Raw genomic sequence first — 15,575 nt, forward strand, 5'->3', positions numbered from 1 at the left:
TGAATAAATGAAAAAAGTAAGAGCAGCGATTATCGGCGCAGGATTTGCGGGGAATTTCCATACCAATGCCTATACAAGAGTGAGCGGTGTAGATTTCAAAATCAAATATGTTTATGACGTGGTTGAAGAAAAGGCCGTCGCGTTATGCGAGAAATGGGACATTATTGAACAGGTTGCGAAGTCCTATGAAGAAATTCTTGAAGATCCGGAAGTGGATGTAATTGATATTATCACCCCGCCAGTGACGCACTTGGATCTTGCTTATCAAGCGTTAGAGGCTGGAAAACATGTGATTTGTGAAAAACCATTAACGGGTTACTTCGGTGAAGAGGGCGAAGAAGAACCGATTGGCCTTACAGTACCAAAGGCGAAAATGTACGAAAGCTTACTAAAAGAAATTGACGAGTGTCGCGCAAAATTTGAAGCCTCAGATGTTTTGTTCATGTATGCAGAAAATTACGTGTATTCTCCAAACATCTTGCGCTCAGCTGAAATCATTGAAGCGAAGAAAAGTAAGATCATGTATATGAAGGGTGAAGAAAGCATTCGTTCTTCTACTTCTCCGGCTTCTGCTCATTGGTCTTTAGCAGGTGGAGGTTCCTTGATTCGCCTAGGTAGTCATCCAATCGGTGGGATGCTTTTCTTGAAAGAACGGGAAGCGAAAGCACGTGGTGAAAAGATTGGAATTCAAAGCGTAACAGCCGAAACGGCACGATTAGCACCGAATTTGAACGAACATGATAAACGCTATTTCCCAGCGAAGTCGGTTGATACGGAAGATTTTGCGACGATTATCATTACATTTACTGACGGAACAAAAGCAATTTCTATTTCTAATGACAACACATTGGGTGGTGTGAAAAACTACGTGGAGGTGTACACGAATGATAGCGCCTTGGTTAACACGATTACACCTGCGGACAACTTGTCTACCTATTTCCTTGATGAGGATGGCTTAGAGGATGTCTATGTTTCTGAACAGCTGCAGGAAAAGCTAGGCTGGAACAAAGTCTTTGTTTCAGAAGAAACCTTACGAGGGTATCTAAATCAGTTCCAAGATTTTGTTGATGCGGTAGCAGAAAACCGTGAACCGTTGTCCGGTTTGGACCTCGCATATGATACGATTAAAGTAATCTACGCTGCGTATTTGTCAGCAGAAGAAGGCCGCAGAGTCGATCTTTAATCATTCGAGTTACACATAAATAAAATAGGTGAATAACAAGGAATTGGGGCAAAGTAAACGTTTATTTTGTGCCAATTCCAGTTAGTTTAAGAAGTACCTGTGTAAAAGGGTCTGAATGAGAGAGAAATAAGGCTCTAGGAGTAAGGGGGAGAAGGATGTCGTTTCTAAGTGGTTTGATTTTAGTGATGTCATTTGTTGGTTTGGTTGTGTATTCGATCAAAGGGCATAATTTGATGATTGGTTTTATTTTGATGGCGACGTTATGGACGGTTGTTCCAATCATCAATCAAGTGGTAGCGGGAAATAGCATTACAGTTGCTGTCGATATGCTGCAGGCGGTCTATCAACGAGCGCCAGAGGCTTGGGGCGGTGTCTTAGTGAATGTCTTTTTCGGTGCCTGGTTTGGCCGTGTACTTTTGGACACAGAGATCGCTTCGACGATCATTCGAAAATCCGTTGAGCTTGGGGGAGATAATTCTGCCCTTATTCTTGTTCTGGTAAGCTTGATCACTGGAATCATTTTTACTTCTTTAACAGGTGCAGGTCCGGTTATTTCGATTGCCGTGGTAGTACTGCCGATATTATTTTCGATCGGTATACCAAAGGGAATCGCCTTTTTTTCCTATACCGGTTCAGTTGCAGCAGGAATTTTCCTGAATCCTATTAATTTTACACAATATCGTGCTTTTTTTGATACAGAGGGAGCTGCGTATACATACTCCGACTATTTTCCGTTTGGGGTTACGGCATTTGCTGTCATGCTGGTGATCATAGCGGTATTTTCGCTGATCTATATGAAACGGGAAGCCAAGTTTTTCAATTGGGAAACGACAGCAGCAGCTCCAACTGTCAAAAACGCACCGAATCTTGCGTTGATCACACCTTTTTTACCGGTGATCGGTGTGATTCTTTTGAGATTGCCGATGATTCTATGCTTTATTCTCAGCGGACTATTTGCGTTAGTTATTTGTCGAGAGATGACGACTGATTTTCGCTCAATTAGCCGAATGCTGACTAAGCAATATGCGGACGCGGTCAAAGATACGGCTTCACTGGTTGGTTTTTGGTTGTGTCTGGCTATGTTTAATGCCGCTGCATCCTTTGCCGGCCCTTATTTTCAAGCGATTATTGGAGGGATCATTCCCCAATCAACTTTGCTACTGTGTCTACTGTTTATTCTTCTATCCCCATTCACCTGGTTTCGTGGACCGATGAATTTGGTGGGCAGCGGGGCAGCAATCCTGGCTGTTGTTAGTCAGCAAAATGCTGGCTGGTCGGTGGAATTTTTGTATCCGCTGTTCATTTCGATCCTGATCGGTATGGGGCATTTCGATATCACGACCTCGTGGGTCTCTTGGGGACTAGGGTATGCTCAAATCGAGGGGAAAAGCTATATGAAAATGGCTTTTATCCCGGGAATCGTTATTTGTATCGTATTGGAGCTGCTAACCTATTTCTGGTTCGGCTAAGAAGGTGAGGAAGACAGAGATGGAGAAAAGAAAAATTCGGGTAGGCATCGACGTCGGTGGGACACATACCAAGGCGGTGGCAATTGATAATCAAACCAAACAGATCATTGGAAAATCATCTGTAAAAACAACACATGATGCACAAGCTGGTGTAGCAGAGGGTGTCGTGGCGTCCTTTTTGAAATGTCTCGAAGAACATGACATTTCAGCAAACGAAGTCGTTTTTGTTGCACACAGTACCACTCAGGCAACCAATGCACTTTTGGAAGGCGATGTTGCGAAGGTTGGTATTCTTGCGACAGCAGAAGGTAAGTTTGAAGCTTTTTTGACAAAACGTCAGACTAGCTTAAAGAGTTTGGAATTGGGGACGGGGCGCGAGATTCAAATCAGCAGCCGATTCATCCACAAAAAGAAGCTCACTGAAGAACGAATTGCTCAAGCAATCGATGAGCTCTGTGCAGAGGGCTGTCAGGTGTTTGTTACAAGTGGTGCCTTTGGTGTCGATGATTTGGCCTCGGAGCGTCAAATCATCGAGGTGCTCCATGCAAAAGGTTTAAAGGCAACAATGGCTTCAGAAATCACTAAGCTATACGGACTGTCTCGGAGAACGCGGACTGCGGTCATCAATGGATCTATTTTACCGAAAATGCTAGAAACAGCAGACTCCACCGAAATGGGTGTAAAAGGGACAGGCGTTGATGTTCCCTTGATGATCATGCGCGGGGATGGCGGCGTCATGGATGTGAAGGAAATGAAGAAACGTCCTGTATTGACCATGCTTTCTGGGCCGGCTGCGAGTGTTATGGGCGCGTTGATTTATTTGAGAGCCTCAAACGGAATTTATTTTGAAGTCGGTGGAACCTCTACCAATATTGGAGTGATCAAGGATGGTCGCCCGGTCATTGATTATTCTCAGATCAATGGACGGAGTACCTATATCAGTTCATTGGACGTCAGAGTGTTGGGAGTGGCTGGCGGCAGCATGGTTCGTGCGGGACAACATAAATTGATTGATGTTGGGCCACGCAGTGCTCATATCGGAGGAATGGACTATGCCGTGTTTACTCCGGAGGAAGAAATCGTTGATCCGCAGCTAGAGTTTTTTGCACCAAGGACAGGTGATTCAGCGGATTATGTGGCGATACGATTGAGAAACGGCAAGCGCGTAACGTTGACGACTACTTGTGCGGCCAATGTGCTTGGTTTAGTCAAGGAGGAGCATTTTTCTTATGGGAATGTCGCAGCGGCTCGCAAGGCGATGACTCCATTGGCTGAGTATTTGAACTTAAGTATTGAGGAGACTGCTGCGGCTATTCTAGAGAAGGCTTATGAAAAAATCGAACCCGTGATTATGGGACTTGCTCGTAAGTATAAATTAGAAAAAGAACAATTGTCGTTAGTAGGTGTTGGCGGTGGAGCCTCCTCGTTATTAACCTACTGTGCGGAAAAAATGGCTTTAAACTATAGCATCCCTGAGAATGCAGAAGTGATTTCTTCGATCGGTGTGGCACTTTCGATGGTGCAGGATGTGGTAGAACGGATTATCCCGAATCCCTCTAAACAGGAAATTCAACAAATTCGCAACGAAGCGTTGAACAAGGCTATAGAAAGTGGTGCTGTTAAGGAAACCGTTGAGGTGCATATTAGTATTGATTCTCAAACGCAGAAGGTTACAGCGATGGCGACTGGCTGTACGGAGGTACAGACCTGTGATCTAACAAAGCAATGTACTGTGGATGAGGCACGAGAGATTGCGCAAAAAGACTTTAGAGGAGCAGAAGCAAGCGTCGATCTTTTAGAGGAAAACAATCACTTTTATATTTTCGGGAAACAAGAAGCAACGGGAAAAGCAATTCGAGTGATTGACAATAAAGGTTTTATTAAAGTCCAGCGTGGGAATGCTCAGATCATCAAAACTTCTATTCAAAATTATTTGGAAGCGCTGCGGACTTTGTGGGAAGATATGGCAAATTACAAATCAGACTTGATCATTCGACCGGATTTTTATATTTGTGCGGGGGCTAGATTGATGGATTTTGCGACGCAGGATTTTTCACAGCTGTTGATGCTGGTGGATTTGGAAATGGCGAGTATTCAAACAGACGAGGAGTTGTTGATCATTGCATGCAATCAGCAGTATTAATACGAATGTTGAGACCACACAGATGGAAGCAGATGATCGTTTTCTAGCTTATTTGGAATTGCGGAAGGACACATTCTTTCATAAGATTCCTTCACAAAAAATCCGCTACTATATCGATGGCGCACTTGCATACGGGAAGCGGCTAGCTGCGACACAGGATTTTGTGTCTGCAACTGAGCTGTGTAATCGTCTAGATGTGACTGTTATAAAGGATACAGAGAGCGAGATGAGGACTGTTCGTGGCTCATTGGAACTTACTAAAAAGGATCAAACAATTCGTATTTACCACCAATCGTTGCTGCAAATCGCTCGTCACCATAACGTGCCGCTAGCGCAGCTAGAAGAAGCAGCTTTATTGCATGAAATATTTCATTTGTTAGAAGAACAGACACAATCAGTGTCAGAGCGATTAGGGCAAATCAATACCCTGCAGTTTCTGGGTTTTAAACGAAGGGCAATGGTGCGACAGACGCGAGAAATCGCCGCTCATGCCTTTGTTAAGGAGCGAATGCAGCTTCCATATTTGCCAAATTACTGGGATTACTCATGGAATGAGGGAAATGGAAGCGAGGAGTTGATAGCAATAGGCAGAGAGTTCCAATCGCGCATGGAAGAGCCAGTTGTAGAGTTGTGATAGAAAGAGAGTTAAGGAGAGATCGTATGAACGAGAAGTATAAAAAGATTTTTGAGCCGTTGACAATTAAACGGATGACTCTGAAAAATAGAGTGGTTATGCCGCCGATGGGAACCAATTTTGCGAACATGGATGGCACCTTCTGTATTCCACAAATCGCGTATTATGAGCAGCGAGCAAAAGGTGGCGTTGGTCTGATTACCTTAGAAAATGTCTGCATCGACTATCCGATGGGAACGAACGGTGCCCGACAGTTGCGAATGGACAACGATCAGTATATTTCCGGTTTATGGAATTTCAATGAACGGATGCATGCCTATGGAGCGGCGACTTCTGTACAGCTGAACCATGCGGGAGCTTCTGCTTATGGTCTGAGGTTGGAAGGGAATCAGCCCGTTTCCGCTTCGAATGTTCCCAGCAAAAAAGGCAATCCAGAACCGCGTCCACTGACTACAGAAGAAATTTATGACATTATCAATAAATATGCCGAAGCGGCAGATCGTGCCCAGCGTTCCGGCTTTGACTGCGTGGAGATTCATGCCGGACATTCCTATTTACTTAGTCAATTCTTATCACCGATCTACAATAAACGTACGGATGAGTTTGGTGGCTCGCCTGAAAATCGTGCACGTCTGACTTGCTTGGTTCTGGATGCTGTACGTAAACGTGTGGGGCCGCAGTTTCCGATTTGCTTACGTTTCAGTGCGGATGAACTCCTTCCGGGAGGAAACTCGCTTGAAGACTCCTTGGAGATATTGGATTACTTCGTAGAGAAAGTCGATATCTTAAATGTATCAGCCGCTTTGAATGACAGTTTGCAATACCAAATCGATAAAATGAATTTAGCAGATGGTTGGCGAAGCTTCATGGCGAAGCAAGTCAAAGAGCGTTACCCGGACAAGTTGGTCATGACTTCGGGAAATATTCGTGATCCGAAAGAAGCAACAAAAATTCTTGAAAATGGTGAAGCCGATCTACTGGCGATGGGACGTGGTTTGATTGCGGAGCCGAATTGGGTCAATAAGGTCGCCTCAGGGAAAGAAGCGTTACTTAGGAAGTGTATTTCCTGTAATATCGGCTGTGCCGATCATCGAATCGCGAAAGCACGGCCAATTCGCTGTACGGTCAATCCAGATTTACACTATGAAGATCAATACAAGCTTCAGCCAGTCAAAAATCCAACGAAAATGGTGGTGATTGGCGGTGGAACAGCGGGACTCGAAGCCGCTGCAACGGCAGCCGAAGTGGGCGTTTCTGTTGAGCTGTTTGAGGCAAAGAATTACCTCGGTGGATTGGGACAAGAGATCTCCCGCTTACCGGATAAAAAGAGAATTAATGATTTTATCAGCTATCAGATCAATCGCTGTCAAGAACTGCCGAATTTGACAATTCATATGAATCAACGATTCGTGTCAGAGGATCTGAAGAGCGTTAAACCAGATATTATCGTTAACGCTACTGGAGCAAAACCATTACTTCCTCCAATCAACGGCTTACATGAACAATTGGCAAAAGCGGGACGCAAGGTGTTCTCAATTTTTGATCTATTGAATGGGCTAGAGAATTTCCAAGAATTTTCCGGTAAAGAGATTGTTGTGATCGGCGGCGGAGCTGTTGGTCTGGACGTTGTGGAATATTACGCGGAACGTGGAGCTGCGAAGGTCAGTATTGTCGAAATGCAACAGGAACTGGGCAAAGATTTGGATCTAATTACGAAGCTGGCCATGATGGAAATTGTCGAAAAGTATCAGGTAAATGTTTATACCTCTACAAAATTGACCCAGGTGAATGCGTCAGACTTTCTGGTGGAGGATGAGAACGGCAATAAGAGTACGTTGAATTTTGATTTAGGCTTTGTCTGTCTCGGCATGCGTGCAGATGCACCGTTGTTGTCTGACCTACAGGATTATGCATTAGCAAAGGATATTCCGTTGGTAAATATCGGGGATAGTAAGGTTGCGCGACGAATCATTGAAGGAACAAGAGAAGCGCGCGATATCTTAAAGACGATCGAGCAACTGGAACAAAAGAGAGCTCGGCTAACACTGCTGCAAGAATTGCCGGAAACGGCTATTTATCAATAGAATAGTAAGATGAGATAGGAGAATAAAAATGAAAACTGTAACAATTGATACGGTCACGTTAGGCGAAGGAAAACCGAAAATCATTGTACCTTTGGTTGGGCGAACAAAAGAGGAAATCATTCAGGAGGCGCAATTTGTTGCAACGGTCGATTGTGATATTGTCGAATGGCGGATCGATTTCTATGAAGAGATTTTGAATTTTTCAGCTGCGGCTCAATTTTCAAAGCAGGTTAAAGAAATTTTGAAAAAGCCATTATTGGTGACGTTTAGAACGAAGCAAGAAGGTGGGGAACTGGCTCTTTCGGATGAGAAGTATTTTGAGATGTATCAAGTATTCTTGACTGAAGGCAATTTTGATCTGTTGGATGTAGAACTGTTTATGCCAGCGACTGGTGTCGCACAAACAATTGAACTGGCACATGAAAAAAATAAAAAAGTTGTTATGTGCAATCATGACTTCGATAAAACACCGGCAAAAGAAGTGATTATCGAACGTCTTTGTAAAATGCAGGAGAAGGGCGCAGATATTTGTAAGATTGCTGTGATGCCGCAAACAACCGCCGATGTCATCACTCTATTGGACGCGACGCAGGAAATGTATCAGGAACATGCGGATCGACCATTAATTACTATGTCTATGGGGAGTCTAGGGGTTGTCAGTCGTGTATCAGGCGCCACATTTGGCTCATCGGCAACGTTTGGTGCAGCGAAAAAAGCGTCTGCTCCGGGTCAGGTTTCCGTCGATGAGTTACGATCTGTTTTGGAAGTATTATAAGAGAAATCTGTTCTCTAATTGGCAAGAAGTTACGAATAAATAGGAAGAAGCTTGAACCTTTTGATAATGAAAGGCTCAAGCTTTTTTGAGGTGACGCTCTCTTTTACTTTTGACTGATTTATCTGAGTAGGTACATTTAATAGAAAAAAAGATAAAAACCTTCCAATCAGAAAGTTTTTATCTTTTATACTTTACATTTTTAATGCCTAACTATAATGCACTTTCATGCTTCATTAATTCGGGATAATACTCAAACTCTTCAAATAAGTTTGGATCGTAATCGACAAAGCGTTGGGCCCAATTTTTTGCTTCAAAGAAATCGCGCATTTCTTGATCTGCGGGATGATAAGGGATATTCAAAAAAGCAGTCAATTTACTGAGATCTTCGCCGATCATGAAGACATTTCTTGGATCATACATCCGGTAAAACGGCAAGACCTCATTGCAGGTAATTAATTTCTTTTGCAGAAATAGTGATTCAAAGGTCCGCAAAGTGACACCGTATTGACCGGCACGCAGAATTTCCAAAATTCCTTTACTGCGTTTAACTAATTGGAGGTATTCGTTATAGGGCAAGTACCCATCTTGTTCATTTCCGCGTTTTGGCAAGATATGATAGAAGGTCGAGAGGCCCAGCGATTCGAAACGATCTTTTAGTTCCATGGCCTGCTGTTTGCGGCCATTATCATTGGCACCGAAGAAAATATCATAATTAGTAGCATTCAATGGTTCACCAACAGATTGAGTATAAAAGGAACTGTTGTGCTTTAATCCGAGATCCCGTGCTTCTAATGGGTCGAAGTGATAGATTTCATCAATTGCGGGCTCTTTTTGTGCAGCATTCAATTTGCGATAGTGCTCTAATTTAAAGTGATTCCAGAAAAATAGGATGATTTTCGCCTTGGTAAACGGACGAATTCTCGCAGCCATTTCTGGTTCAAAGCCGTAGTCTAAAAAGATAATTAATTGAAACTCTTTTAAGTATTGTCGTAAATAGTCATTGTTTGCTAAAAGCAACTCTTTCCCCGAACAAACGCTAACTTCGGATATGGCAGGGAAAAAGTAAAGGGAACGGTCTTTAGGTACTACTAATACATCAGAATTTTTCATTTTTCTCCCAGCTTTCGTATTAAATTTTTCTCATCATAGCGCTTTATATAACGTATAGCGATTATTTTGCTTGGGAAAAATAACACAAAAACAGAGACTATCTATGGGATAAGACAGTCTCTAAAGGGATATACGCTGTGAAGAGAATAACTACTTTTACACAAACGTAATAATTTGTAAATAATTAGTGTGCACGATTAAAACGCGAAATCCATTGTTTATAAGGCAACACGCCGCCTAAGAAATAGGTGATAATTGATTGAATTGGGATCCAGATGACCGTTTTGATCAAACGGGGTGCCCAAATCACCCAGCTATTTAACGGCACATGATACATCATTGCCAACCATAATGGCGTCAGAATCAAGTTGATCACGATTGTCGTGACTAATACTGACTGAATGGAGTTCTTCCAAGTGATCTCCTTTTTATAAAAGAAGTATCCATAGATCGCTCCTTCAAGAAAGGCATTAATAGTGAAGCCGATAAAAAAAGGTGCCTTGGCAAAAAGTGACATTCCAATAAAATCAGCGATTACAGAACCGATGCCTGTCCAAAATGGACCAAACAGCATTCCCATAATAATCTCTGGGATGAAGGTAAAGCTGACTTTCAGAAATTGCGTCTCGATTCCTAATATCCGAGACAGAGTGACCATCATGGCGATCAATAGCGCCATCGTTGTGATGCTTCTAGCATCAAGGTGTTTTTTCATTTCTAGCATCTCCTTATAGAGCTGCTACATCTGCATGCAGCGAATGCGAAAATAAAACCGCAGACCAAGTCTTTCGTCCAGAGGACAACATCCCATCCCTCCAGCACTTAACGCTTTATTTTCTACTCTGATTTATTTTGGGGAGGTCCCCGCAAAAATACTAGCACAGATTTGAAAAGGAAACAATCTTTTCATTTCAATCAAAAAAAGTCTAATCATTTTTTTTTATGAATAATCTTGGGTAAAATTTCGCCTTATTTAGAGGTATTATAGAGTTAGACAATATCTAAAGAAAGAGGGGAAGGCTTTTGACTGTAGAGCCCTTGAGTGAAAGGCAGCTGTTTCGTATGAAACGGGCGAATCTAGAAAAACGAATCAATCACTATTATTCAGAAACGCAAGATACTGATTCAGTGATTGAATATGGTGTAGCGATCTTGGTGTTTAATGCAATCACGATGACGAATTATTCCTTTATCTGTAAGGAGTTGTTCAAGGAAATCTTTTTAACAAGTGAGCCAACGGATCAGCTGCGGGAGTATTGCTTATATTTTTATGATTATTTTGAATTTAGCGAATGGGAAATCGTACGAGATCGGTTATTTAAAAATCGAGCAGAATTTTCCGAACGGACACGAGAGATTCGTCCTGAGACGAAGTATGTACGAGCAGCTTCTGTTCCGACTAATAAAAAATTAGATTGGCTGTACGAAAATTATTTAGATGATAGGGAAAGAGCACTCGCTGTGAAGGAACGATATAACTATGCCTTCAAGATCGTTTTTTTAGATGAAAATGGGAAGCGGCATAAACAAACCTTTAAAAATGCAGATGTCAGTATGTCGCATACGCAATTAAAGACACTGTTAAAGATACTGACACGATTGACGATTTTTGAAAAGAATGGTGTTCGCAGATTTTATGAAATCGTCTTTCCTGAATGTGAAACTTCAGTAGGGCGCCGACAGTTTGCTGATGCCGCTGATGATGCGGCCTATTTAGAGCGCAAGCGACAAGAAGCAGAAACACAATAGTAAAAAAGGAGAGAAATAAACGTGAAACCATTGCAGGAAAGGCAGCTATTTCACATGAAGCGAGATTCTCTAGAGAAGAGAATCATTCAGTATTATTCAGAAACACAAGACGTGGATAAGGTTATCGAGTATGGGATGGCTGTCTTAGCCAGAAATTCGATCGTAGTGGAGGACTTTTCCTTTCTATGTAAAGACTTGATTCGTGAAATCTTCCTGACGAGTGAGCCGACTGAAAAAATGCGAGGCTTTTGCTTATATTTTTACGATTACTTTGAATTCAGTGAATGGGAGAAAGTGCGTGATCGATTGTTCAAAAATCAATTCGAATTCTCCGAACAAACACATGCGATTCGGCGGGACATGAAGTATATTCGTGCGGCATCAGCGCCGACTTTAGAGGATATCGTTCCTATGATTGAGAGTGTTGTAGAAAACTGTTCAGAGGAGAAAAAAGCAGAATATTTCGCTACTCCAGATAGATTTACGTTTACATTCCAAGCGGTTTTTGAAGATGAGCAGGGAAAACGGTCGAAGCTGAATTTTAAGAACGCGGATCTTAATCGAACAACTGAGGGATTGGCTGTATCATTAGGGATTTTGACGAAGCTTACGATCTTTCAGAAAGATGGAATTCAGCGTTACGCAAAAATAATCTGGCCTAAATGTAAAGATATCAGCTCTTACTTAGACGCTTGGCATAAAGCGGATGATGAGAAAAAAGTAAAGGGCTGATAAATAGAATAAATGAAGCAGGCGCTGTTGTGTACCTGCTTCTTTCACGTTCTGGAGGGTTCAAATATTTAGCACGTTCAACACCAGTATTCCCCAAATAATGAAGACTATGAATCCCTAGCCGCAGCCTTTTTTAAAGGTTGTATAGAATGGAGAAAAATTTAAATCTTCAATTTCATTCTCAAATACAGCCTTTTTCGGATCATTATTTAGATAATAGACCTTCAAATGGGTTGGGAAATCATCGCCATCGTTCCGGTACACAAAGCGTTTTTTCTGTTTATGACCGTTGATCGTGTATTCATACGTTACAAAAATCTTGGAATAATCACTCAGATCATCTGTGGCTTTGGTCGATTAAAGCAAACATAGCGAGAAACCTAAGCAAACATGACATGCTCCCTTAAACTCCCTCTAGGAATGGTAAATTATGAGTGTAGCAAGCAGCTAACATCAATAAAGGGAGCGTGTAATTCATGCAAGAATACACAAGTAAAGAAGCCTTCATCACTGAAATCAAAAAAAGAGCGGATCTGTTCATTAAAGAGTTTGAGAGTATCGAAGAGAAGGATAAGGATCTACGATTGGAGGAAGGGGAACGGACGCCTTTTGAAAATCTTGCCTATCAGCTTGGCTGGTTGGCGCTGATCCAAGATTGGGAGAAAACAGAAAATAGTGGGGAAATTGTGGCGATGCCGGCTCCGGGAATTAAATGGAATCAGATGGGCCCCTTACATGAACAATTCTACGCGGATCAACAGGGGAAAAGTTTGGAAGAAATGCGTACGCTGTTCAATAACGCTATCGAGACGACGTGTCAGTGGTTGGACAGTTTAGAGGATGAGGAGTTGTTTAAGCCTGGCGGCAGAAAATGGGCTCAGTCGACTTCGTCTAATTGGCCTGTCTGGAAATGGGTGCATATCAACACCGTCGCACCATTTAAGTCGTTTCGAACAAAGATTCGCAAATGGAAGAAATTACGAGCCGCATAAAAAAGGTCGAGGAAAAGAACTCATTTTCCTCGACCATTTGCATTACCAGATACTTACACGTTTTTCAGGAGCCAAGTACATCGCATCGGTGTCCTTGATATCAAAGGTCTGATAGAAGTCCGCCAGATTTTTCACTTGGACATTGGCCCTTAGTTTGTTTGGTGCGTGAACATCAATGGATAAAAGTAATTGAGTATACTCCTGACGCGCCTTCATGCGCCAGATCGTTGCCCAGTTAATAAAGAACCCTTCAAGATCCACGTCTTTATCTTTTTTCGCGGCTTCTAAAGCGCAGCTCAATCCACCTGCATCGGCGATGTTTTCTGAAACGGTTAGCTTGCCGTTAACTGTTCCGCCAGCGATTTCTAAGCCGTCGAATTCTGCGATCATCTGATCAGCTAATTCTTGGAAGTGTTTTTGATCCTCTTCCGTCCACCAATTGTTCAAATTCCCATATTCATCAAAGAGTGAACCGTTGTTATCGAAGGCATGGGAGATCTCATGGGCGATTACGGCACCGATACCGCCAAAGTTCTCACTGCTGGATTGTTCCAAGCTATAGAAGGGAGCTTGAAGAATCGCCGCTGGGAAAACGATGATATTTCGGAATGGGTGGTAGTAGGCATTGACTGTGTCCGCACTCATTTCCCATTCATCACGTTCGACAGGTTTATTCCATTTGGCATAGTCTTCTTTGCGCTTCAGCTTGCTGAAATGCAACGCGTTACTTAAAAGTGTTCCACCTTTTTCTGCAGGGGTCACTTTGAACTGCGTATAGATTGTTGGGATTTTATCTGGATACCCTACATGAATCCCTAATGTGTTCAGCTTGACAATCGCTTTTTCACGAGTTGCTCCACTAAGCCAAGTGTTACTGCTCAGGCGTTCTTGATAGATACCTATCATGCGACGTACCATTTGTTCCACATCTTTTTTGGCCTGTTCACCGAAGTACTTCTTACCATAATAATCACCGACAATTTGATCGAAGCGGCCTGAAGCTAAATAGAAAGCGGCTTTTTCTTGAGGACGTGCTTCCGGTGCGCCAGAAAGTGCACGGCTATAGGTTCCGCCGACTTGTCGGAATTCTTCGCTAAGATAAGCGGTCAGAGCATTGATCGTCATGACTAGCATCCAGCTTTTCATTTGCTGGAAGGTGTCTGGATTGATTAACTCGTCCAGCTTCTCGAAAAATGCCGGTTCCGTTACGATGATCTTTTCTGGCACTTCTCCAACTAAGCCAACCAATAGCTTCTTCAAATCAAGGTATTGGCTGTTTTTGATAAAGGCCTCGCCGCTTTCAGGATTGTACATTTTGCTGTAGTCGGCATTTTCTTCGGCACTTTTAACATGCGGCGCTAGTAATTTATCATATTGAAGTGCTTCATCGGTGATCTTCTCAGCCTTCTCAGCTTCAAAGCCGGCTAGGTCAAACAGCTTTATCGTCATCTCTTTAAAGATCGCTAAAAGCTGCGGTGCTTGCGGATGATCCGCTTCGTAATAAGTCTTATCTGGTAAGATCAAACTAGGGGCGCCCGCAAATAAAGCGTTGATCTTGGTGTTTTTCATATCCGCATCGACATCTACGCCAAAAGGTAAAGGCAGACCATCGAGTACCCAGCTAGTCAATTGCTGTTCTAAATCAATGAGATCCTTTAGATCTTCGACTTGTTTTAGCAGCGGCAGCATTGGTTTTGCACCATCTTGATCACGTTTTTGGTAATCGTTGGCTAGGTTAAAATAAGTGATGTATTCTTTCATCAAATCATTTGGAATCAATGAAGGATCCTCGCTCATTTTTTTCGTATCGGTAATTAAGAGGTCGTCAATTTCGTCGACCAGATCTTGAAAACCGCCTGTAGCTGGTTTGTCTGCGGGGATCGTTGCTTCTTTGATCCATTCACCATTGACTGCTTCGTATAAATCTTCTTTGATTTTTGTTTTGTCCAAAATAGATTCCCCCATCTTTTTTCTAGTTCTTTCTGTCTGTATCCATTATGATATAACTTAAGAAGATACACAAAAGAAAATGATTCGGTGGTGGTAAAAATGAATTATCCAATCAATCAATGGATCGAATTGGAGAGCTTTGAAACATATCGCGACTGGAAAACACCGCGGGGGTTTTTATGCGGCACTTATGCTAGCAGTGTGTTGTTGGCCTACTGGCAGGATCAGTTAGACGAGAGCTGCTTGCCAGAAGGGTTAAGAACAAAGAACAGCAGTCAAAATGAACCGTTGATCCGCGCGTTGCAACCATTATTACAACCTATTGATTTCCCGACGGTACCACTACAGATTTCACTAGGCTTAAACCGATTCTTTCGTCGCTATCGAATTCCTTTTCGAGCAAGAGGCACTGTCGCAGGTTCTTGGCAGCGAGTGACCAAGCGAATCCTTGCTGGAGAACCTGTGATGATCGGTCTTTTACAGTTACTTGGCAGCAGCTACAAGAACCATTGGGTGGTCGTACATGGCTTTATGGAAAATGCAGAAGGACAAAAATTCTACAAAATTCATGATAATTGGGGAAAGAGTGATGCGGTGATCCCGGCGGAGTGGGGAAATGGCACGATTTCACTGGTAGCTTTTGCGCGGGATGCTAAAATCCGAACGATCCGTTATTCCCTTTTGAATCAAAAAAGTAAAATCTACAGCAAATAACCTAAAATATGTTAAACTGGTGGTACAAAAATACTTGGAG

13 protein-coding genes and 1 riboswitch are annotated in these 15,575 nt (G+C 42.6%); of the genes, 10 read left to right on the top strand and 3 right to left on the bottom strand.

Annotated elements, in window-relative coordinates; all coding sequences use genetic code 11:
• Window positions 1-7 precede the first annotated feature (7 nt).
• The 6 genes from IGI44_RS04735 (at window position 8) to aroD (ending at window position 8,288) form a co-directional block, all read left to right on the top strand.
• Window positions 8-1,183: a Gfo/Idh/MocA family protein gene (locus tag IGI44_RS04735; protein WP_438786661.1), complete on the top strand. Its 1,176-nt coding sequence runs from the start codon at window positions 8-10 to the stop codon at window positions 1,181-1,183.
• Between the two features lie 155 nt (window positions 1,184-1,338).
• Window positions 1,339-2,652 (top strand): citrate transporter, encoded by a 1,314-nt coding sequence (locus IGI44_RS04740; RefSeq protein ID WP_438786662.1) that lies wholly within the window; start codon window positions 1,339-1,341, stop codon window positions 2,650-2,652.
• A 19-nt stretch (window positions 2,653-2,671) separates the two neighbouring features.
• Window positions 2,672-4,795 (top strand): hydantoinase/oxoprolinase family protein, encoded by a 2,124-nt coding sequence (locus tag IGI44_RS04745; RefSeq protein ID WP_438786663.1) that lies wholly within the window; start codon window positions 2,672-2,674, stop codon window positions 4,793-4,795.
• The gene (locus IGI44_RS04750) at window positions 4,773-5,429 is read left to right on the top strand and encodes a hypothetical protein (protein WP_438786664.1); all 657 of its coding nucleotides are present in this window, start codon (window positions 4,773-4,775) and stop codon (window positions 5,427-5,429) included. The genes IGI44_RS04745 and IGI44_RS04750 overlap by 23 nt, the downstream gene beginning before the upstream one ends.
• Before the next feature lie 26 nt (window positions 5,430-5,455).
• Entirely contained in the window at window positions 5,456-7,513 is a 2,058-nt protein-coding gene (locus tag IGI44_RS04755) for an FAD-dependent oxidoreductase (RefSeq protein ID WP_438786665.1), read from the top strand.
• A gap of 28 nt (window positions 7,514-7,541) precedes the next feature.
• The gene (gene aroD / locus IGI44_RS04760) at window positions 7,542-8,288 is read left to right on the top strand and encodes a type I 3-dehydroquinate dehydratase (protein ID WP_438786666.1); all 747 of its coding nucleotides are present in this window, start codon (window positions 7,542-7,544) and stop codon (window positions 8,286-8,288) included.
• Window positions 8,289-8,498: 210 nt separating this feature from the next.
• Here aroD and IGI44_RS04765 read toward each other — a convergent pair whose 3' ends face one another.
• Both IGI44_RS04765 and IGI44_RS04770 read right to left on the bottom strand, forming a co-directional pair.
• A complete protein-coding gene (locus IGI44_RS04765) occupies window positions 8,499-9,398 on the bottom strand; it encodes an oligosaccharide biosynthesis protein Alg14 (protein WP_438786667.1) in 900 nt (299 codons plus the stop codon).
• Window positions 9,399-9,582: 184 nt separating this feature from the next.
• Window positions 9,583-10,113, bottom strand: a complete 531-nt coding sequence (locus IGI44_RS04770; protein ID WP_438786668.1) for a folate family ECF transporter S component — start codon at window positions 10,111-10,113, stop codon at window positions 9,583-9,585.
• Window positions 10,114-10,148: 35 nt separating this feature from the next.
• Window positions 10,149-10,245: riboswitch (THF riboswitch) on the bottom strand.
• 215 nt (window positions 10,246-10,460) lie between these two features.
• On the opposite strand from IGI44_RS04770, the gene IGI44_RS04775 reads away from it, so the two are divergent.
• The 3 genes from IGI44_RS04775 to IGI44_RS04785 all read left to right on the top strand — a co-directional run bounded on the left by IGI44_RS04775 (window position 10,461) and on the right by IGI44_RS04785 (window position 12,871).
• Window positions 10,461-11,147, top strand: coding sequence for a hypothetical protein (locus IGI44_RS04775; protein ID WP_438786669.1), 687 nt, complete (start codon window positions 10,461-10,463; stop codon window positions 11,145-11,147).
• Window positions 11,148-11,168: 21 nt separating this feature from the next.
• The gene (locus tag IGI44_RS04780; protein ID WP_438786670.1) at window positions 11,169-11,879 is read left to right on the top strand and encodes a hypothetical protein; all 711 of its coding nucleotides are present in this window, start codon (window positions 11,169-11,171) and stop codon (window positions 11,877-11,879) included.
• A 476-nt stretch (window positions 11,880-12,355) separates the two neighbouring features.
• Complete coding sequence (locus IGI44_RS04785) at window positions 12,356-12,871, top strand: ClbS/DfsB family four-helix bundle protein (RefSeq protein ID WP_438786671.1); 516 nt, start codon at window positions 12,356-12,358, stop codon at window positions 12,869-12,871.
• 42 nt (window positions 12,872-12,913) lie between these two features.
• Here the strand turns inward: IGI44_RS04785 and IGI44_RS04790 are convergent, their stop codons facing one another.
• Window positions 12,914-14,821: a M13 family metallopeptidase gene (locus tag IGI44_RS04790; protein WP_438786672.1), complete on the bottom strand. Its 1,908-nt coding sequence runs from the start codon at window positions 14,819-14,821 to the stop codon at window positions 12,914-12,916.
• 99 nt (window positions 14,822-14,920) lie between these two features.
• On the opposite strand from IGI44_RS04790, the gene IGI44_RS04795 reads away from it, so the two are divergent.
• A complete protein-coding gene (locus IGI44_RS04795) occupies window positions 14,921-15,535 on the top strand; it encodes a hypothetical protein (protein WP_438786673.1) in 615 nt (204 codons plus the stop codon).
• Window positions 15,536-15,575: the final 40 nt, after the last annotated feature.

The organism is Enterococcus sp. DIV0756 (assembly GCF_051710745.1).
GTDB lineage: Bacteria > Bacillota > Bacilli > Lactobacillales > Enterococcaceae > Enterococcus_A.